The 19067-nt window shown below is 33.3% G+C and carries 19 protein-coding genes; 14 read left to right on the top strand and 5 right to left on the bottom strand.

Annotated features, from left to right (window positions below; translation table 11 throughout):
- Positions 1-57 precede the first annotated feature (57 nt).
- The 13 genes from hemA (at position 58) to Q4512_RS03425 (ending at position 11638) form a co-directional block, all read left to right on the top strand.
- Positions 58-1320, top strand: coding sequence for a glutamyl-tRNA reductase (gene hemA / locus Q4512_RS03485; protein WP_303421637.1), 1263 nt, complete (start codon positions 58-60; stop codon positions 1318-1320).
- Positions 1313-2896: a hydroxymethylbilane synthase gene (hemC, locus tag Q4512_RS03480; protein WP_303421635.1), complete on the top strand. Its 1584-nt coding sequence runs from the start codon at positions 1313-1315 to the stop codon at positions 2894-2896. Before hemA ends, hemC begins: the two co-directional genes overlap by 8 nt.
- A 72-nt stretch (positions 2897-2968) precedes the next feature.
- Entirely contained in the window at positions 2969-3994 is a 1026-nt protein-coding gene (gene hemE, locus Q4512_RS03475; RefSeq protein WP_303421633.1) for a uroporphyrinogen decarboxylase, read from the top strand.
- Positions 3995-4171: 177 nt separating this feature from the next.
- Positions 4172-4930, top strand: a complete 759-nt coding sequence (locus tag Q4512_RS03470; protein ID WP_303421632.1) for an EI24 domain-containing protein — start codon at positions 4172-4174, stop codon at positions 4928-4930.
- Positions 4930-5466 carry a GNAT family N-acetyltransferase gene (locus Q4512_RS03465; RefSeq protein ID WP_303421630.1) on the top strand — a complete coding sequence of 179 codons (537 nt, stop codon included), beginning with the start codon at positions 4930-4932 and terminating at the stop codon, positions 5464-5466. Before Q4512_RS03470 ends, Q4512_RS03465 begins: the two co-directional genes overlap by 1 nt.
- Before the next feature lie 3 nt (positions 5467-5469).
- On the top strand, positions 5470-5817 hold the full coding sequence (locus Q4512_RS03460) for a 5-carboxymethyl-2-hydroxymuconate Delta-isomerase (protein WP_303421628.1): 348 nt from the start codon (positions 5470-5472) through the stop codon (positions 5815-5817).
- 1 nt (position 5818) lies between these two features.
- The gene (gene hemF / locus Q4512_RS03455) at positions 5819-6721 is read left to right on the top strand and encodes an oxygen-dependent coproporphyrinogen oxidase (protein WP_303421626.1); all 903 of its coding nucleotides are present in this window, start codon (positions 5819-5821) and stop codon (positions 6719-6721) included.
- A gap of 1 nt (position 6722) precedes the next feature.
- Positions 6723-7112 carry a YchJ family protein gene (locus Q4512_RS03450; RefSeq protein ID WP_303421624.1) on the top strand — a complete coding sequence of 130 codons (390 nt, stop codon included), beginning with the start codon at positions 6723-6725 and terminating at the stop codon, positions 7110-7112.
- A gap of 5 nt (positions 7113-7117) precedes the next feature.
- The gene (gene hemB / locus Q4512_RS03445) at positions 7118-8107 is read left to right on the top strand and encodes a porphobilinogen synthase (RefSeq protein ID WP_303421622.1); all 990 of its coding nucleotides are present in this window, start codon (positions 7118-7120) and stop codon (positions 8105-8107) included.
- Between the two features lie 29 nt (positions 8108-8136).
- Positions 8137-9210 (top strand): CNNM domain-containing protein, encoded by a 1074-nt coding sequence (locus tag Q4512_RS03440; protein WP_303421620.1) that lies wholly within the window; start codon positions 8137-8139, stop codon positions 9208-9210.
- Positions 9211-9212: 2 nt separating this feature from the next.
- Complete coding sequence (locus Q4512_RS03435; RefSeq protein ID WP_303421618.1) at positions 9213-9686, top strand: methylated-DNA--[protein]-cysteine S-methyltransferase; 474 nt, start codon at positions 9213-9215, stop codon at positions 9684-9686.
- Between the two features lie 59 nt (positions 9687-9745).
- A complete protein-coding gene (locus tag Q4512_RS03430) occupies positions 9746-10897 on the top strand; it encodes a serine hydrolase (protein WP_303421616.1) in 1152 nt (383 codons plus the stop codon).
- Between the two features lie 27 nt (positions 10898-10924).
- On the top strand, positions 10925-11638 hold the full coding sequence (locus tag Q4512_RS03425; protein WP_303421614.1) for a 3'-5' exonuclease: 714 nt from the start codon (positions 10925-10927) through the stop codon (positions 11636-11638).
- Positions 11639-11820: 182 nt separating this feature from the next.
- Here Q4512_RS03425 and Q4512_RS03420 read toward each other — a convergent pair whose 3' ends face one another.
- Entirely contained in the window at positions 11821-14364 is a 2544-nt protein-coding gene (locus Q4512_RS03420) for an immunoglobulin-like domain-containing protein (RefSeq protein ID WP_303421613.1), read from the bottom strand.
- 163 nt (positions 14365-14527) lie between these two features.
- Here Q4512_RS03420 and Q4512_RS03415 point away from each other — a divergent pair, with 163 nt between their 5' ends.
- Positions 14528-16219 (top strand): ABC transporter ATP-binding protein, encoded by a 1692-nt coding sequence (locus Q4512_RS03415; RefSeq protein ID WP_303421611.1) that lies wholly within the window; start codon positions 14528-14530, stop codon positions 16217-16219.
- Between the two features lie 233 nt (positions 16220-16452).
- On the opposite strand, the gene Q4512_RS03410 is transcribed toward Q4512_RS03415, so the two are convergent.
- The 4 genes from Q4512_RS03410 to Q4512_RS03395 all read right to left on the bottom strand — a co-directional run bounded on the left by Q4512_RS03410 (position 16453) and on the right by Q4512_RS03395 (position 18781).
- Positions 16453-17097: a hypothetical protein gene (locus Q4512_RS03410; protein ID WP_303421609.1), complete on the bottom strand. Its 645-nt coding sequence runs from the start codon at positions 17095-17097 to the stop codon at positions 16453-16455.
- A gap of 14 nt (positions 17098-17111) precedes the next feature.
- Positions 17112-17765, bottom strand: a complete 654-nt coding sequence (locus tag Q4512_RS03405; protein WP_303421608.1) for a CoA transferase subunit B — start codon at positions 17763-17765, stop codon at positions 17112-17114.
- A gap of 4 nt (positions 17766-17769) precedes the next feature.
- Positions 17770-18471, bottom strand: a complete 702-nt coding sequence (locus Q4512_RS03400) for a CoA transferase subunit A (protein WP_303421607.1) — start codon at positions 18469-18471, stop codon at positions 17770-17772.
- Between the two features lie 97 nt (positions 18472-18568).
- Positions 18569-18781, bottom strand: coding sequence for a hypothetical protein (locus Q4512_RS03395; protein WP_303421605.1), 213 nt, complete (start codon positions 18779-18781; stop codon positions 18569-18571).
- Between the last annotated feature and the right edge of the window lie 286 nt (positions 18782-19067).

The following is a 19067-nucleotide window of genomic DNA, read 5'->3' as shown; positions in this document are numbered from 1 at the left end:
CGTTACTTTTATAGACATAACCGTTCTATTTTTGTCTGGTAATATCCAAATCAGGTAATGGAGCAGTACAATATTTCTAAAGGCAATTCATTTTACGCAATTGGTTTAAGCTATAAAAAAGCGGACGCCGAAATTCGTGGGCACTTTAGTTTAGACTCAGAATCTAAAACAAACTTACTAGAACAAGCAAAACAAGAAGGTATTGAAAGCCTTATTGTTACTTCTACTTGTAACAGAACAGAAATCTACGGGTTTGCACAACACCCTTTTCAACTTATAAAATTACTTTGTGATAACACTAAAGGTACTGTCGAAGAATTTCAAAAAGTAGCATTCGTTTTTAAAAATAAAGATGCTATTTCACATATGTTTCGTGTTGGTTCTGGATTAGATAGTCAGATTTTAGGAGATTTCGAAATCATCGGTCAGTTAAAACACGCTGCATCACAATCTAAAAAAGAAGGTTTATTAAATCACTTTTCCGAGCGTTTAATAAATGCAGTTATTCAATCTAGTAAACGTATTAAAACCGAAACGAATATTTCCACAGGAGCGACTTCTGTTTCTTTTGCTTCTGTACAATATATTTTAAATGAAGTAGAAAACGTTTCACAAAAAAACATCCTACTCTTCGGAACAGGAAAAATAGGAAGAAACACCTGTGAAAATTTAGTGAAGCATTCTCAAAATGAACAAATCACATTAATTAATAGGACCAAAGATAAAGCCGAAGCGATTGCTGGAAAATTTAATCTCGTTGTTAAAGATTACAGCAATTTACAAGAAGAAATTCATACTTCAGATATATTAATAGTTGCTACTGGAGCTCAAATGCCAACAGTAGACAAACATATTGTGCAAAACAAAAAACCGCTTTTAATTTTAGATTTATCTATTCCGAAAAACGTAAACGAAAACGTAAACGAACTCGAAAATGTTACTTTAGTTCATTTAGATCATTTGTCTAAAATAACAGATGATACATTAGAAAAACGTAAAGAACATATTCCGTTTGCAGAACAAATTATTGAAGAGGTGAAAGCCGAATTTAATGCCTGGCTAGAAACCAGAAAATTTGCTCCTACCATTAAAGCTTTAAAGCATAAGTTACAAGATTTTAAAAATGCCGAATTAGATACGCAACGTAAAAAAATGGTAAATTTTAACGAAGAACAAGCGGAAATTATTGGTAATAAAATTATTCAAAAAATAACAAATCATTTTGCACACCACCTAAAAGATGATGCAATCTCTACAGACGAAAGTCTAGAACTCATAAAAAAAGTGTTTCAACTAGAAACAGCTACAAAAAATGTCTAAAACTATTAGAATTGGTACTCGCGACAGCGAACTTGCATTATACCAAGCCAACATCGTAAAAAGCCAATTAGAACATCTTGGTTATAAAACAATTTTAGTTCCTGTAAAATCTACTGGAGACTTACAACTAAACAAACCACTTTACGAACTAGGAATTACAGGAATTTTCACAAAAACGCTAGACATTGCTATGCTTAATGGTGATATTGATATTGCTGTGCACTCTCTAAAAGATGTACCAACATTATTACCTAAAGGTATTATTCAAGCTGCTGTTTTAAAACGTGGTAATGTACGTGACACCTTAGTCTACAAAACAACAGAAGAATTTTTAGGCGCTAGAGACGCAGTAATTGCAACCAGCAGTTTACGTAGAAAAGCACAATGGTTAAATCGCTATCCTACACATACTATAGAAGATATTCGTGGAAATGTTAATACGCGATTGCAAAAATTAGACGAAACCGAACATTTTGATGCAGCTATTTTTGCTGCCGCAGGAATTGGACGCTTAGGTTTACGTCCAGAAACTGCTGTCAATTTAGAATGGATGATTCCAGCAGCAGCTCAAGGAGCAATTATGGTTGCCGCTTTAGAAGAAGATGAAGAAACTAGAGCTATTTTAAAAGAAATTAACGATGAAGAAACACAAACTTGCACACAAATTGAACGTGAGTTTTTAAATCGTTTAGAAGGTGGGTGCACCGCTCCAATTGGTGCTTTATGCTATATAAAAGAGGAGGAAATACATTTCGATGGTGTTTTATTAAGTCCTAATGGAAGTAAAAAAATAACGGTACAACGTGTAAAACCTGTTGGAGAACATCATGACATTGCCCAATGGTGTGCAGACTATGTAATAGAAAAAGGCGGAAAACGCTTGATGGATGCTATTAAAGAATCTAACAAACCTACTAAAGTGTATTCTACAAAAGCACTTACCGAAGACCAACGTTTATTGGTAAATGACAACCTTGGTGTAGCAAGCTCTGATTTTGTAAAAATTAATAGCAATAGACTAAAACCGCAAGTAGTTAGAAACCCTATTAAAAATGTAGTAATTACAAGTCAAAATGCGGTAGAAGCTTTACTTCAAAATTTCTCCGCGGTAGAATTACAATTTGAAAATATTTACTGCGTAGGTAGAAGAACAAAACGTTTAATAGAAAAGCGTATTGGTAAAGTGAAACACACAGAACCAAATGCAACCAAATTAGCCACTTATCTAGTAGACTATATAGAAGGTACAGAAGTGACTTATTTTTGTAGCGACTTAAGACTAGATGCTATACCAACTATTTTAACAGAAAACAACATTACTGTTAATGAAATAGAAGCCTACCAAACCAAACTAGACGCTGTAAAACTTGAAGACACTGTTGAAGCGATTCTGTTTTATAGTCCATCTACAGTACAGAGTTTCAAACAAGAAAACAATGTAAAAGATAATATGATTGCTTTTTGTATTGGAGAAACCACTGCCAAAGAAGCAAAAAAACACTTTAAAGACATTCGTATTGCAAAAGTACCAACAGTAGAAAGTGTTATACAATTAGTAAACGAACATTATATATAAGTGTTACAAGTTATTAGTTGTTGATTCCCTAACCTTTTACAACTATAAACTTCTAACCAACAACGATTAACTATGTTGAAAAACGATTTATTTTTAAGAGCATTAAAAGGAGAAACCGTAGAACGTCCACCAGTTTGGATGATGCGTCAAGCAGGACGCTATCTTCCAGAATTTATGGAAATAAAGGCCAAATACGATTTTTTTACACGTTGTCAAACTCCTGAATTAGCAAGTGAAATTACCGTGCAACCAATTCGTCGTTATGGCATGGATGCTGCTATTTTATTTTCAGACATCTTAGTCATTCCGCAAGCGATGAATATTGAGGTACAAATGAAACCAAACTTTGGTCCATATTTACCAAATCCTATTCGCTCTCAAAAAGACGTTGATAACGTTATTGTTCCTGACGTAACAGAAGCTTTAGATTATGTATATCAAGCTATAAAAGCAACCAAAGAAAAACTTAATGACGAAGTTCCATTAATTGGTTTTGCAGGTTCTCCATGGACCATACTTTGTTATTGCGTTCAAGGCCAAGGCTCTAAAAACTTTGATAAAGCAAAAGAATTTTGTTTTACAAACCCTGTTGCTGCGCATGGATTATTACAAAAAATTACAGACACCACCATTGCATACTTAAAAGAAAAAGTAAAAGCAGGTGTAAACGCTGTTCAGGTTTTTGATTCTTGGGGAGGCATGCTTTCTCCTGTAGATTATCAAGAATTCTCTTGGCAATATATACAACAAATCATTGATGCTTTAAAAGACGATGCTCCTGTAATTGCCTTTGGTAAAGGATGCTGGTTTGCGCTTGGTGAAATGGCTAAATCTGGCGCTTCTGCTTTAGGAATTGACTGGACATGCTCTGCAAGAAATGCAAGGTATTTAACCGGTGGAAACATCACGCTTCAAGGTAATTTTGATCCTACAAGATTATTTTCACCTCCAGCAGAAATCAAAAAAATGGTTACCCAAATGATAAACGATTTCGGAAAAGATAAATACATTGTAAACCTAGGTCATGGTATTTTACCAAACATACCATTAGAAAATGCAAAGGCATTTATAGACGCAGTAAAAGAATATAAAGCGTAAAATAATTTGGGCGTTACCTACTTTTTTAAGTAACAATTCGTTTTTAATTACTACTTATAGGTGTAAAAAAGTAGGTCGCGCTTTCCGCAGTCGCTTTTTAGTTGCTTTTATAGCAACTAAAAGAGCTTCAACAAATGCTGCAATCGCTAACGCAAGGCTTAGTTTCAAAATAAAACTATGGTTAAAAACATACTAAAAGGCTTAAAAGCATACGCAAATAGTTTCGCATTAATATCCAAACTAAAGCTTTGGAAATTCTTTTTCATTCCAATCATTATTAGTTTAGTTACTGCATCTATTATTGGTTTTTCTGCGTATGGATTATCCGATAATGTTGGTAGTTTTATAGCTAAAATATGGTTTTGGGAATGGGGAAAAGAAACCTTCACTTCCATTTCCACTTTTATAGGTGGTATTGCCGTTTTAGCAATAGGTTTAATTCTATATAAACATATTATTATGGCACTTTCTGCGCCATTTATGAGCCCTGTTTCCGAAAAAATTGAAACACATCTAACAGGTATAGAAAGCCATTCGCACAGAGACACTTCCTTTCAAGAACAATTATGGAGAGGTATACGCATCAATATTAGAAATTTGGGAAAAGAACTTTTATTTACTATTCCTTTATTAATCCTTAAATTTATTCCAATAGTCAATATATTTTCAACCGTATTATTATTTTTAATGCAAGCCTATTATGCTGGCTTTGGTAATATGGATTATACGTTAGAGAGACATTTTAAATATCGAGAAAGTATTCAATTCATAAGAAAAAATAGAGGTGTTGCAACAGGTAACGGCATTTTGTTTATGCTCTTTTTATTAATACCAATTATTGGTGTTATTTTAGTACTACCTCTTAGTGTTACTGCTGCTTCTATAAGCACAGTAAACCTATTAAAAGAAGAATCTGAAAACAAAAATGCAATCTAATGAAAATGCAATTTGATGGTTTTGAAATTAATCCAATCCATAATGGAGATGCATGGAAAATCTGTGATTTTATAGTTGCTAATCAAGATCGTTTACAACGCTATTTTCCCAAAACATTAAAACAAAACCTTACACCTACTTTATCCCAATTGTTTGTCGACAAAAAAATAAAACAGTTTGAAAATAAAGAAGAATTTCTGTTCACATTAAAACAAACCGAAACTAGAGTATTAGCAGGAATAATTTATATTAAAGAAATAGATTACAAAAAACAACAAGGAGAATTTGCCTATTGTATTGATTACAATTTTGAAGGCAAAGGCTTAACCTCTAAAGCAGTCAAGTACTTATCCGCATATGCTTTTGATACTTTAAATTTAAAAACGCTTCAAATTATTGTGCATAAAAACAACACTCCAAGTGTAAGAGTAGCAGAAAACAATAGTTTTAAATGGATAAAAACCTTGAAAAACGAATTTACTCCAATTGGTGAAAACCCTTTAGATATGGAGCTATACGAATTATATAAAAATTAAATTATGCCACATTTTGTTATCGATTGCTCCGAAGATGTTCTCAATAAAATAGATGCTAAATCTGTTTTGTCTAAAGTACATGAAACTGCAAATAACAGCATGCTGTTTGATGAAGCAGATATTAAAGTTCGATTAAATCCTTTTAAAGAAAACTATTTGGTTGGCGGAAAAGAAGCACCTTTTATTCATGTTTTTGCAAACATCATGGAAGGCAGAACTACAAATCAAAAAGCGAAGCTTTCCAAAGGTATAGTAGCCCAATTAAAAACCATGTTTCCAGAGATTCCTTTTATAGCAATAAATATAAGAGATTTTGAAAAGGCAACATATTGTAACAAATCAATGGTATAAAATGAAAGATACATTTTTCAAATACATACATCAATTACAAGATACTATTACAGCTGGTCTAGAAAAAGTAGATGGCAAAGCAACCTTTCAAGAAGATATTTGGAAACGCCCTGAAGGTGGTGGCGGAAGAACACGTGTTATTGAAAACGGAAATGTTTTTGAAAAAGGAGGTGTTAATATTTCTGGTGTGCATGGAAAACTTCCAGACTCTATGCAAAAATATTTTGGTGTAGAAGATGCCGATTTTTTTGCTTGCGGTTTAAGTTTAGTATTACACCCTAAAAACCCAATGGTACCAACAGTACACGCTAATTGGCGTTATTTTGAAATGTATAATAAAGCAGGAAATATAGTAGACCAATGGTTTGGTGGCGGACAAGACCTAACACCATATTACTTGTTTGATGCAGATGCGACTCACTTTCACCAAACCTGTAAAACGGCCTGCGATAAACACAACCCAGAATTTTACGCAAAGTACAAAGCACGTTGCGACGAATATTTTTACAATACTCATAGAAATGAAGGTCGTGGTATTGGCGGTTTATTCTTCGATTATTGCAAAGCATCAGAAGAAATGAGCATGCAAAACTGGTATGATTTTGTAACCAAAGTTGGAGATAGTTTCCTAGAAGCTTATCTTCCTATTGTAGAAAAAAGAAAAGATTTAAAATACACGAAAGAGCAACGCGATTGGCAAGAAATTCGTCGTGGTCGTTATGTAGAATTCAATTTAGTACATGATAAAGGAACCCTTTTTGGCCTAAAAACAAACGGAAGAATTGAAAGTATTTTAATGAGCCTTCCGCCACATGTACAATGGGTTTATGACCATCATCCAGAAGCAGGAAGTGAAGAAGAACGATTAATCGAAGTATTACAAAACCCGAAAGATTGGGTGTAATATGAAATGTTACTGCGGAAATAATAAAACCTACCAAGCATGCTGTGAAGTTTTTCATCTAAACCAAGGAAAAACAGAAACAGCAGAACAATTAATGCGCTCTAGATACAGTGCTTTTGTATTGGCTAATGGTGATTATTTAATGCAAAGCCATCATGTATCTACAAGACCTACTGCCGAAAAAAAAGCCATTGTTACATGGGCAAAATCGGTAGAATGGATAAAACTAGAAATTCAAGAAACCATTAAAGGATTACTAGACGATACCGAGGGTACAGTAATATTTAATGCGTATTTTTATGAAAACGGAAACGTAGAAGTTATTCATGAAAAATCAGCTTTTATAAAAGAAAAAAACAAATGGTATTACTTAGGTTATGCCAAAAATTAAAACATATGTATCCAATTAGAAGAAATAGAAGATTAAGAACCAACGAAGCTATTAGAAGCTTGGTAAGAGAAACCATTATTTCACCAAACGACTTCTTAGTGCCATTATTTGTAGTGGAAGGAAAAGGGGTAAAAGAAGAAATTGCATCCATGCCTAACTACTATCGTTACAGTTTAGATTTACTACAAGCAGAAGTAAAAGAACTTTGGAAACTAGGCTTAAAATCGGTGTTACTATTTGTAAAAGTACCCGATAGTTTAAAAGACAATAAAGGTACAGAAGCAATAAACCCAGAAGGCTTAATGCAACGTGCAATAAAAACGGTTAAAAATGCTTGTCCAGAAATGCTAGTAATGACCGATGTTGCTCTAGATCCATATTCCATTTATGGCCATGATGGTATTATTGAAAATGGAAAAGTAACGAATGATGCTACTGTAGATATTTTAGCAGATATGAGTGTATCGCATGCAGAAGCTGGAGCAGATATTGTAGCACCAAGTGATATGATGGATGGTCGTATTTTAGCCATTCGTGAAGCTTTAGAAGACAATGAATTTACAGATACAGGAATCATGAGCTATTCGGCAAAATATGCCTCTGCTTTTTATGGTCCTTTTCGAGATGCTTTAGACTCTGCACCTGTAGATGTACAAGATATTCCAAAAGACAAAAAAACCTATCAAATGGATTATGCCAATCGTTTTGAAGCCCTTCGTGAAACTGAAATGGATATTGATGAAGGCGCAGATATTGTAATGGTAAAACCAGGCTTATGCTACTTAGATATTGTACGTGAAATTAAAAATGAAGTGGATGTTCCAGTTGCAGTATATCAAGTTTCTGGAGAATACGCCATGCTAAAAGCTGCCTCAGAGAAAGGCTGGCTAGATCATGATGCCGTGATGCTAGAACAAATTACAGCTATTAAACGTGCTGGCGCAGATATCATTGCAAGTTACTTTGCAAAGGATGTTGTTAAATTATTATCGTAAATTCGCATTTAATAAATTAAAAATCATTCATGGGATTACTAATATTTTACGGCGTTATTTCTATATTTTTCTCTTTTTTATGCTCTATACTTGAAGCCGTGCTTTTAAGTGTAACACCAACATTTATTAATGTTAAAAAGCAAGAAGGCAAAACATTTGCAGAAAATTTAGAAGAACTTAAAAAAGATGTAGACAGACCTTTAATTGCGATTCTAACTCTAAATACTATAGCACACACAGTTGGTGCCATTTTGGTAGGTAAAGAAGCAGAAGGGCTTTACGGAAGTGAAGGCGGTTATGGTGTATTTATAGTATCTGCGGTAATGACTATTTTAATATTAGTTGCTTCAGAAATTATACCAAAAACCATTGGTGCAACCTACTGGAAAAGTCTAGCAGGTTTTACCACTACTGCACTTAATATTTTAATTTTTCCTTTAAAATGGACGGGATTGCTTTGGCTAATGCAACTTACCACCAAACTAATTGGAGGTAAAGGCCATGGAAGTGTTTTAAGTCGAGAAGGCTTTTTAGTAATGGCAGATATGGCTCATGAAGAAGGTGTTTTTGAAGGCAACGAAAGTAAAATCATTAAAAACTTATTGACTTTTAAAGAAGTATTTGCAAAAAATGTAATGACTCCTAGAACCGTCATGAAATCGGAAAACGAAAAAACAACCGTTGAAGATTTCTTTAACAAAAACATGAATCTTCGTTTCTCTAGAATACCTGTATATTCCGATACTGAAGATAATATTAAAGGACTGGTTTTAAAAGACGAAATCTTTAAAGAAATGGCTTTAGGAAATGGAAGTAAAAAACTTTCCGAACTTAAAAGAGATATTATTATTGTAAATCGCGATTTGGCTATTCCAACTTTATTTGAAAAACTAGTAGAGACTAGAAACCATATGGCTTTAGTTGTAGATGAATATGGAAGCGTTAGCGGAATTGTAACGATGGAAGATGTTATAGAAACACTTCTTGGAATGGAAATTATGGACGAAAGTGATAACGTTAGTGATTTACAACATTTAGCAAGGAAAAGCTGGGAATCCCGTGCAAAAAAATTAGGGATTATAGACGAAAACACTCCAGAATAACCATGGAAGAATGCATCATCAAAACCCCATTAGGTTACACTAAAATAACTGGAGATAAAGATGGTATTGCATCCATAATAGTTTTAAATTCTGAAGAAAAAATTAGTGATATCCTTCCTCTAGAATTGGAAGATTGTGTTACACAACTTCAAGAATATTTTAAACGAGAGCGCAAACAATTCAATTTTAAAATAAATGCCCAAGGCACCGATTTTCAAAAAAGAGTTTGGCAAGAACTGCTTACCATCCCTTTTGGTAAAACGACATCCTACCTTAAATTATCTCAAAAGCTTGGAGATGTAAAAGCTATTCGAGCTGTAGCTAATGCTAATGGTAAAAATCCGTTATGGATTGTTGTACCATGCCATCGTGTTATTGGTAGTAACGGTAGTTTAACTGGTTATGCTGGAGGTTTACACAGAAAACAATGGCTACTAGAGCATGAAAGTCCTTACAAACAGGAAAGCCTATTTTAAAACAAATTTAATTTTTTTAATTAGAGAAAATATTCTATATTTATTAATTATATTACCTTATGAAATTTATAAAAAAACGAATCAAAATACTTATTGCTCTTTTTGCTTTACTAATTGCTGTACTCTATATTACCGATACAGATTACTTAATAAAAGCTGTTCGTACTATTTACATGCAAGGCTACACGACAGCTTTTCTAGACGACTATAAAAAGTTTGATAACCAAAAGATAGAAAATGGCACACCACAACCTTGGCCAAATCATAAAAACTACAATTCTATAACAGAAACAGAAGCCTTACAAAAAGCAAACAAAGATTGGGGAACAATAGCATATGTAATTATTAAAAACGATAGTGTTTGGTTTGAAAACTATTATGATGGTTACAACAAAGACTCAAAAACAAACTCTTTTTCAATGGCCAAAAGTTATGTGTCTGGTCTTATGGGGAAAGCAATTATGGACGGTTATATTAAAAGTTTAGAGCAACCTGTTTGCGACTTCTTACCTGCATTTTGCGATGGAGAAGCAGCAAAAATGACTATTGGTGACTTAAGTAGCATGGCATCTGGAACCAATTGGGATGAAGCGTATTACTCGCCTTTATCTATTACCACTCGTGCTTATTTTGATGATGATTTAGCAAAGGTTATGAACGGATTAAAAGTAGTTACTGAACCAGGAAAAGCTTTTAAATATGCAAGTGGTGACACCCAAATGCTAGCTATGGTTATAGAAAAAGCAACAGGTAAAAAACTATATAATTACCTTACCGAAAGCTTCTGGAAACCATTAGGTAGCGAAAACGAAACACTTTGGCAAGTAGACAGTGAAGCACATGACTTAGTAAAAGCATACTGTTGTATTGCTAGTAATGCAAAGGATTTTGCTCGTTTTGGAAAACTATATAAAGACCATGGAAAATGGAATGGAAAACAAGTATTAGATTCCGCTTTTGTAGCCAAATCTTTAAAACCTCGTTTCCCTGAAAGTCCAGAATACGGCTATGGCTTATGGTTAAAAAACCAAAAAGGTAAAGACTTTTTCATGATGCGTGGACATCTAGGACAATACGTAATTGTACAACCAGAAGATAATATAATTATTGTGCGATTAGGACATCAAAAATCACCTGACGCAGGAGTTGGTGTATTTACAGATGATATTTCATTATATATTGAAGAAGCTTATAAGATGATGAATAACTAAATAGCTTTCGCTTTCGCGGAAAAGAATATGATTAGCAAACTGAACTTGGAGGACATATTGTTTTTAGATATAGAAACGGTTCCGGAAACGGAAAAGTTTTCAGATCTTGATACAACCAAACAAGAACTTTGGGAGGCAAAATCACGTTACCAAAGAAAAGAAGCATTTACTGCTGAAGCATTTTATGATCGTGCAGGAATTTGGGCAGAGTTTGGTAAAATAATATGTATTTCGGTTGGTTATTTTGCTATTCAAAACGATACCAGAACTTTTAGAGTTACTTCTTTTTATGGCGAAGAGCCCAAACTTTTAAAAGATTTTAAAAACCTATTACTTTCCCATTTCAATCAAACCAAACATTTGCTTTGTGCACATAATGGTAAAGAATTTGACTTTCCGTATATAGCAAGACGTATGATTATTCATAATATTGAATTGCCATATAAATTGAATTTGTTTGGGAAAAAACCTTGGGAAGTACCGCATCTTGACACTTTAGAGCTATGGAAATTTGGTGACTATAAAAATTACACTTCTTTAAAATTACTTACCAATGTTTTAGGAATACCATCACCAAAAGATGATATAGATGGCAGCGAAGTATACAAAGTATATTATCAAGAAAAAGAAATAGACCGAATTATTGTTTATTGTGAAAAGGATACTATTGCTGTAGCACAAATATTTTTAAGGCTTCGAGGTGATGATTTACTTCATGATAACGAGATTATTCATATTTAGTATCGCAAAAAGGATGGAGGCTTTGTTGGAGCTCCTCGCAGAGAGCGACTGCCGAGAGCCTGTTTTTTTTTCTTCAAAAAAATTTGCCAAAAAACAAAACAACATTTTCTTAAAAGAATAAAAAAAGCCCAGAGTTTTCACTCTGGGCTTGACAATAAATCAAAGTTTAGTATTATAAAAATTTATTGCTTAATAAATTTACGTGTTTCTAAAGTATCGTTTACATTAAATTGAATCAAGTAGATTCCAGACTCTAAATTACTAACATTTACGCCATTAGTAGATATGCCTTTTGCTACTTGTTGTCCTAACATATTAACAACAGTAAATGGTAGGTTTTCTATAGTAGACTTTACATATAACATGTTTCCTTTTACAGGGTTAGGGTAAATGGATATTTCATAACCTAAGTGTGCTACAAACCCTTGAGCTTCTGTTCTTGCAGTTCCACACGCTCCTAAGTTTGTCCAACCAGAGTTTGTTCTTTCATATAAAGTTCCAAAATAGGTAACTTGATCTCCTACAGCGTAAGATTGTCCTGAAACATACTCGGAAACACCATCACACTTATCTGTAGAGGTTGCTCCGTTTGCAAGTGAAATAGCATCTACAGCCATATCACCTTGCCAAGTAGTACCAGTTGTACCATCTAAACGTAACTGCACAGAACTTCCTGCATATGAAGATAAATCGATACTAGCATCTTGCCAAGAATTACCTTGATTTCCTGATCTGGACCAAAGTGTAGACCAAGAAGATCCGTTATCTGTACTAATAGCTACACTTAAACTTCCCATAGATGAAGACCCATACATATGATATTCAAAACTTAATGTTGCATCATTTTGACCTGTTAAATCGAAACAAGGAGAAACTAAAATAGCTCTTTTAGTAGAATAGTTAGGCGAAGAAGACTCCATATAAATATATTGAGATCCTGCTGCTGCACTAGAAGGCCCTGTATTACTTGAAGGTGTAGAACCAGAGCGCGTTGCCCAGTTAAAGTCATCGCCACTACCTTGTGACCAAGCTCCAAATCCAGACTCAAAACCTTCACTATAAGGGAAAGAAGAAATAGCACCAGAGCATCCTGAAGTACTTGCAGGGCTTACCACTATCGTTCTAGACACTGGATCTGCAGCATTACCAGCAGCATCACTAACGTTGTACGTTCTTGTGTATGTACCTGCAGAACTAGTATTTACGGTACCAGAAATAACAATACTAGAAGTTAAGTTACCATCAATATTATCTGTAGCTGTTGCTCCTTGTTCTGTATACGTATCACCAACAGTTAAGTTAATCGTTGCACTACCTGTTAAAGTAATCACTGGTTTTTCAGTATCTGCTACAACGCCACCTAAACAGAAGTTCGTAGTATCTGAGCTAGTAAACGAGCCACCAGAAGCTAAAGCAGTAGAACCACTGGTTACGCTATAAGAACCATTACCATAAGAACAGCAAATACCATCTCCATAAGCATCTGTAATTACAAAATCATAACAACCATCAGGCAAGCAATAACTTTCATTAACTGTAGATCCATCTGCATTTGCAGAAGAATATGATCCAGAAGCAACAGTTGTACCACTTGCGTTAGTAAGTGTCCAAGCCGTTTCTTCAGGGTAGTTATCAAATGTTATTGAAATATTTACCTCATTATCATTACATGCCGTTTGACATGGCGTACAAGAAGAACCACCACAATCTACACCAGTTTCGTCTCCATTTTGAATACCATCAGTACACGTTGGTGTTGTTCCGCCTCCTCCATCACATTTCGTGGATGCTCCAAGAGAAGCTCTACTTCCTCCAGATAGTAAAACGGTACGCATTCTAGATTTTTGTCCTTGGGTAAATAAATTCATACAAGAGTCATCACTATAATCCATATAGTTTTCAACCATATCTGTAGAACTACAAGATACATGACCTGTAGCACAACCATAATTTGCCGCATCAGATGTTGGCGTATCACTTACAAAATCATCTACAGAACAACCACCATCACCCCAAATATGGCGAAGGTTTAAAAAGTGTCCTACCTCATGTGTTGTTGTTCTACCTTTATCAAAAGGAGCCGATAAGTAAAACCCTGAACCTAAATCTGAAGACCCAAAATAATTTGGTCCCATTACAACACCGTCTGTTGCAGCACTTCCTCCTGGAAATTGCGCATAACCAAGAAGACTACTACCAATATTACAAACCCACATATTTAGGTATTGAGAGGTGTCCCATGGATCTACTCCACCTTGTGAAGATTTCTTCATAGCATCATTGGTTCCCCAAGCTGTAGTTGAAGAAGATTTTCTAGTTATACCATTGGTTGCATTTCCATTAGGATCTGTTGCAGCCATACAAAATTCAATTTGTGTATCTGCTGCTTGTGACCAAGTATTGTTTGCATCCGAGTTTAATCTTCTAAAATCATCATTTAACACTTGTATTTGCGACAGAATTTGAGCGTCACTAATGTTTTCATTGGAGTTACTATAAATAACATGAACCACTACCGGAATAGTAATTATATCACCAACTATTCTATTCGTTTGCATTTGAGCAATTGCATTTTGGGTATACGATTCAATTTCTTGCATCCTTTGTTCCAAACCTGGATCTTGCTGCATCCTATATTCTAAGTTTTCCATAGAGGAACAATTTCGCTCTTGAGCAAAAACGGAAAACACCATTAAGAAACATAATATTGTAATTGTTTTTTTCATGTTATTATATAATTTTAGTTAATATTTTGATGAATTTATAATTTATTAACTAAAATTATAATAAATTTTTGTTTTTTCGACAAAATGCATCTTTTAATAAAAAAACAGGTTGATTTTTACGGTTTTTCCATAATTTTTAAGCCTAAAAAAGCTATTTTTAAAGATGTTAAAAAGCAAAATATTATCTATTAAAAACCTATCTATTTCTTTCTTTAACAAAAAGGAAGAAAAAGAAATTATTCACAACATTTCTTATCACTTAAATGAAAATGAAATACTAGGCATTGTTGGAGAATCTGGATCTGGAAAATCTGTTTCTACATTGGCTATATTAGGTTTATTACCGAAAAACATATCGAAAATTACTAGCGGAAGTATTTTATATAAAGACATAGATTTAACAAAATTGAGCGCTAAGAAATCACAGCGGTTACGAGGGAAAAAAATATCTATTATTTTTCAGGAACCTATGAGTTCTTTAAACCCTTCGATGACTTGCGGAAAACAGGTTTTAGAAATTATCTTGCAACATACCGAGCTTAATAAAACGGAAGCAAAAACAAAGGTATTATCTTTATTTGAACAAGTAAAACTTCCTATTCCAGAAACAACGTACCAAAAATATCCTCATGAAATATCTGGCGGACAGATGCAACGTGTAATGATTGCTATGGCAATTGCTTGCGAACCGGAGATTTTAATAGCAGACGAACCTACAACCGCTTTAGATGTAACAGTACAAAAAGATATTATTCTACTTTTAAAAGAGTTGCAAGCTAAAACCAAGATGAGTATTATTTTTATAACACATGATTTGTCATTAATATCTGAAATTGCACATCGCGTTTTAGTAATGTATCAAGGAAATATTGTTGAACAAGGTAGTATAGATAAAATTTTTAAAAATCCAGACGATACTTATACCAAAGCACTAATTAACTCAAGACCATCATTACATACAAGGTTTAAAACACTAGCTACTATTAAAGATTATCTAAATGGTACTATTTCTTCAGAAATTATAACCAGTGAAGACAGAAAAAAGCAACACGAATTAATATACAGTAAAGCACCATTATTAGAAGTAATTAATCTAGAAAAAGAATACTTTAGTTCTTCAGGTTGGTTAAATAAACCTGAAGGATTTAAAGCGGTAAATAATGTTAGTTTTAAATTATACGAAGGAGAAACCCTGGGATTAGTTGGAGAATCTGGTTGTGGTAAATCTACACTTGGTAAAGCCATTTTGCAATTAGATAAAGCTACAGCTGGAAGTATTTTATATAAAGGTGTCGATATTACTAAAATATCTACTCAAGAAATGCGAGTGCTTAGAAAAGATATTCAAATTATTTTTCAAGACCCTTATGCATCGTTAAATCCAAGATTAACCGTTGGGAATGCTATTTTAGAACCAATGCGAGTACACAATCTCTTTCATTCGGATGCAGAAAGAAAAGAAAAAGTTTTAGAAATATTAAATAGAGTTGGTTTAGATGCAGCATCTTTTAATAGATATCCTCATGCTTTTTCTGGAGGACAAAGACAGCGTATAGGTATTGCAAGGACTATTGCATTACAGCCAAAATTAATTATTTGTGATGAATCTGTTTCGGCTTTAGATATTTCGGTACAAGCACAAGTATTAAATCTGTTAAATGAGTTAAAAAAAGACTTTGGCTTTACTTATATATTCATTTCACACGATTTGGCTGTTGTAAAATATATGGCAGATCAATTATTAGTAATGAATGCTGGCAAAATTGAAGAATTAGATGATGCAGATGTTATCTATAATAATCCTAAAAAAGAATATACAAAAAAGTTAATTCATGCTATACCAAAAGGATTATAGCATGAATACTTTTTTTGTTAAATATAATAAACTTGCTATAAATTTGAATGTACTCCTTACTTTTTTAAAAAGTTTTAAAAAAAATAAATCGGTATTCATAATTCATAATTTAAGGTTAAGTCTATGGTAGACTTGGGTTATTATATTTGGTACATTTGGGGATTACAAATATGAAACATATATTCAGAATAATCAGTTTAAAAGCATAATTATTCGATGAAATACATTAAATTTTAACGTTTGAACACTTTTCGTAGTCCTTTACGCTTCTTTTTAGTACTTAGAACATCTTCTGTAGGATAATAATTTCTACCATAATTAGAGCGTTTATCTTCCCCTAATCTTTTTGCAACTTGGTTAGTCATTTTAATAACAAACACTTCTTCTGCATTTGGAAAAGACAAATCATTACCATCATGATCTATTTTTTCACCTCTAGAAGAATGGTCTTTTTTTCGAGCCAAGTAATCTTCTGTTTCATAAAGTTCGTTATAACAATGAATAAGTTCATGACTAAGCAAGGCTAAAGGAGAATTGTAGCCTTTGTTTCTTCTAAACCATTTCTTTTTATGATTTTTTCTAAACACAGCTCCATGTGTATCATAAAACATAATGGCGTTCAATTTATGATTATATGCGTTTCTATTTCCTGGAACTATAAAAATATTATTAGTAGTATCTGCGACTAAAACATCTATAATATCAACACGCTTTAGTGTATCATCATCTTTAAATGTAATAGTGAGCGTACTATTTTTCACTAAATAATCTAATGCAATGGTAGTATTTCTAACAAAACGATCTGGTATTGTTTTAGAATCTCGTTCTTCTTTATATTTATAGGTATAGAACTTTCCTTCTAAAGATTTTATTTTCATCTTAAAACTATGAATTAAATATCCATTTCTGGTATTTCACCTTCTATAATTAAATTCCCTTCTGTAGCATTTTTAATATCCTCTACAGAAACTCCAGGTGCTCTTTCTAATAATTTAAAACCATCTTTAGTGACTTCTAAAACAGCAAGGTTGGTTACAATTTTCTTGACACATCCAACTCCTGTTAATGGTAAACTACACTTTTTAAGCAGCTTAGATGCTCCTGCTCTATTGGTATGCATCATGGCAACAATAATATTTTCTGCACTTGCTACTAGATCCATTGCTCCTCCCATTCCTTTCACCATTTTACCAGGAATTTTCCAATTGGCAATATCGCCATTTGCAGCAACCTCCATAGCACCAAGAATAGTAAGATCTACATGTTTACCTCTAATCATAGAAAAGCTCATTGCAGAGTCAAAAAAACTAGCTCCAGGAAGCGTTGTAATAGTTTGCTTTCCAGCATTAATTATATCTGCATCTTCTTCTCCTTCAAAAGGAAATGGCCCCATTCCTAGCACACCATTTTCACTTTGAAATTCTACTTCTATATCTTCTCTAACGTAATTTGCTACTAAAGTAGGTATACCAATACCAAGGTTTACGTAGTAACCATCTTGTACTTCTTTTGCAATTCGTTTTGCTATTCCGTTTTTATCTAACATAATTTTAACCTCTTTGTCTTACTGTACGTTGTTCTATTCTTTTTTCATATTTGGCACCTTGAAAAATGCGTTGCACAAATATTCCTGGAATATGAATTTGATTAGGATCTAAAGTCCCTACAGGAACCAATTCTTCTACCTCAGCAACGGTGATTTTGGCTGCGCCACACATATTTGGATTGAAATTTCTAGCCGTTCCTTTAAAAATAAGATTTCCTGCTGCATCGCCTTTCCAAGCTTTAACAAAAGCAAAATCTGCTTTAAAAGCATGTTCTAGCACATACATTTTACCATCAAATTCTCTGGTTTCTTTTCCTTCGGCTACTTCTGTACCATATCCTGCTGGTGTATAAATTGCAGGAAAACCAGCTTGTGCAGCTCGACAACGTTCTGCTAAAGTACCTTGTGGTATAAGCTCTACATCTAATTCACCCGAAAGCATTTGACGTTCAAATTCTGCATTTTCACCAACATACGAAGAAACCATTTTTTTGATTTGCTTTTGATGCAATAATAAACCCAAACCAAAGTCATCTACTCCTGCATTATTAGAAATACAGGTGAGTCCTTTTATATTCAATTTCACTAATTCTGCTATTGCATTTTCGGCAATACCAGAAAGTCCGAATCCACCTAACATGAAAGTCATATTGTCTTTCACACCTTGCAATGCTTCTTGTACAGAAGCCACTTTTTTATTAATCATTTTTACGTCATTTTTCTGAACTAAAAATACAAAATAAAAAAACCATTCTAAAAAGAATGGCTTTGAATTTACGTGTGACTATTAAAGCGTTTGATTATTACTCCTTGTTGTTACTAATTATTTGATTTAATCTATTAATTCTTTCTTCTTTGCTTTCATTATATGTTGAAGCATAAAGAACTTCTCCTTTGTTATTTATTAAAATATTTAAAGTGAGTCCTAATTTACTATGATTAGATACAAAGGATTCTACAAACTCATAGTACTTCTTTTTAGAGTTTTTAGATTTCCCTGATGTTATACAATACAAAGACAGTTCGATGAGGGGGAAATAAGCAGAGAAGCTCACCGAATTTTAATAGAAAATATTCTATAAAATAATAATATTAGAAGTGAACCCTTCATTAATAGGACCTCAACAGAAAAAATAGGATATATAAATACCTGTTTTTTTCATATCGATTTTTTAATTAAAAAAGCCATTCTTTTCTGAATGGCTTTGAAATCATGTAAGACTCTTAGACTATCCTCAGAATGACAAGAAAACAAACAACTCCTTTCCTGATTTTAAGGAAGGAGTTGTTTGTTTTAAAATT

The sequence above is a fragment of the Oceanihabitans sp. 2_MG-2023 genome (assembly GCF_030547245.1).
GTDB lineage: Bacteria > Bacteroidota > Bacteroidia > Flavobacteriales > Flavobacteriaceae > Oceanihabitans.
The sequence above is the reverse complement of the archived record's forward strand: the minus strand, read 5'-3'. Positions and strand labels throughout refer to the sequence as shown.

Excerpts from the sequence above, each read along its gene's own strand:
- hemA (WP_303421637.1), top strand. The coding sequence starts at position 58 with ATGGAGCAGTACAATATTTCTAAAGGCAATTCATTTTACGCAATTGGT.
- hemC (WP_303421635.1), top strand. The coding sequence starts at position 1,313 with ATGTCTAAAACTATTAGAATTGGTACTCGCGACAGCGAACTTGCATTA.
- hemE (WP_303421633.1), top strand. The coding sequence starts at position 2,969 with ATGTTGAAAAACGATTTATTTTTAAGAGCATTAAAAGGAGAAACCGTA.
- Q4512_RS03470 (WP_303421632.1), top strand. The coding sequence starts at position 4,172 with ATGGTTAAAAACATACTAAAAGGCTTAAAAGCATACGCAAATAGTTTC.
- Q4512_RS03465 (WP_303421630.1), top strand. The coding sequence starts at position 4,930 with ATGAAAATGCAATTTGATGGTTTTGAAATTAATCCAATCCATAATGGA.
- Q4512_RS03460 (WP_303421628.1), top strand. The coding sequence starts at position 5,470 with ATGCCACATTTTGTTATCGATTGCTCCGAAGATGTTCTCAATAAAATA.
- hemF (WP_303421626.1), top strand. The coding sequence starts at position 5,819 with ATGAAAGATACATTTTTCAAATACATACATCAATTACAAGATACTATT.
- Q4512_RS03450 (WP_303421624.1), top strand. The coding sequence starts at position 6,723 with ATGAAATGTTACTGCGGAAATAATAAAACCTACCAAGCATGCTGTGAA.
- hemB (WP_303421622.1), top strand. The coding sequence starts at position 7,118 with ATGTATCCAATTAGAAGAAATAGAAGATTAAGAACCAACGAAGCTATT.
- Q4512_RS03440 (WP_303421620.1), top strand. The coding sequence starts at position 8,137 with ATGGGATTACTAATATTTTACGGCGTTATTTCTATATTTTTCTCTTTT.
- Q4512_RS03435 (WP_303421618.1), top strand. The coding sequence starts at position 9,213 with ATGGAAGAATGCATCATCAAAACCCCATTAGGTTACACTAAAATAACT.
- Q4512_RS03430 (WP_303421616.1), top strand. The coding sequence starts at position 9,746 with ATGAAATTTATAAAAAAACGAATCAAAATACTTATTGCTCTTTTTGCT.
- Q4512_RS03425 (WP_303421614.1), top strand. The coding sequence starts at position 10,925 with ATGATTAGCAAACTGAACTTGGAGGACATATTGTTTTTAGATATAGAA.
- Q4512_RS03420 (WP_303421613.1), bottom strand. The coding sequence starts at position 14,364 with ATGAAAAAAACAATTACAATATTATGTTTCTTAATGGTGTTTTCCGTT.
- Q4512_RS03415 (WP_303421611.1), top strand. The coding sequence starts at position 14,528 with ATGTTAAAAAGCAAAATATTATCTATTAAAAACCTATCTATTTCTTTC.
- Q4512_RS03410 (WP_303421609.1), bottom strand. The coding sequence starts at position 17,097 with ATGAAAATAAAATCTTTAGAAGGAAAGTTCTATACCTATAAATATAAA.
- Q4512_RS03405 (WP_303421608.1), bottom strand. The coding sequence starts at position 17,765 with ATGTTAGATAAAAACGGAATAGCAAAACGAATTGCAAAAGAAGTACAA.
- Q4512_RS03400 (WP_303421607.1), bottom strand. The coding sequence starts at position 18,471 with ATGATTAATAAAAAAGTGGCTTCTGTACAAGAAGCATTGCAAGGTGTG.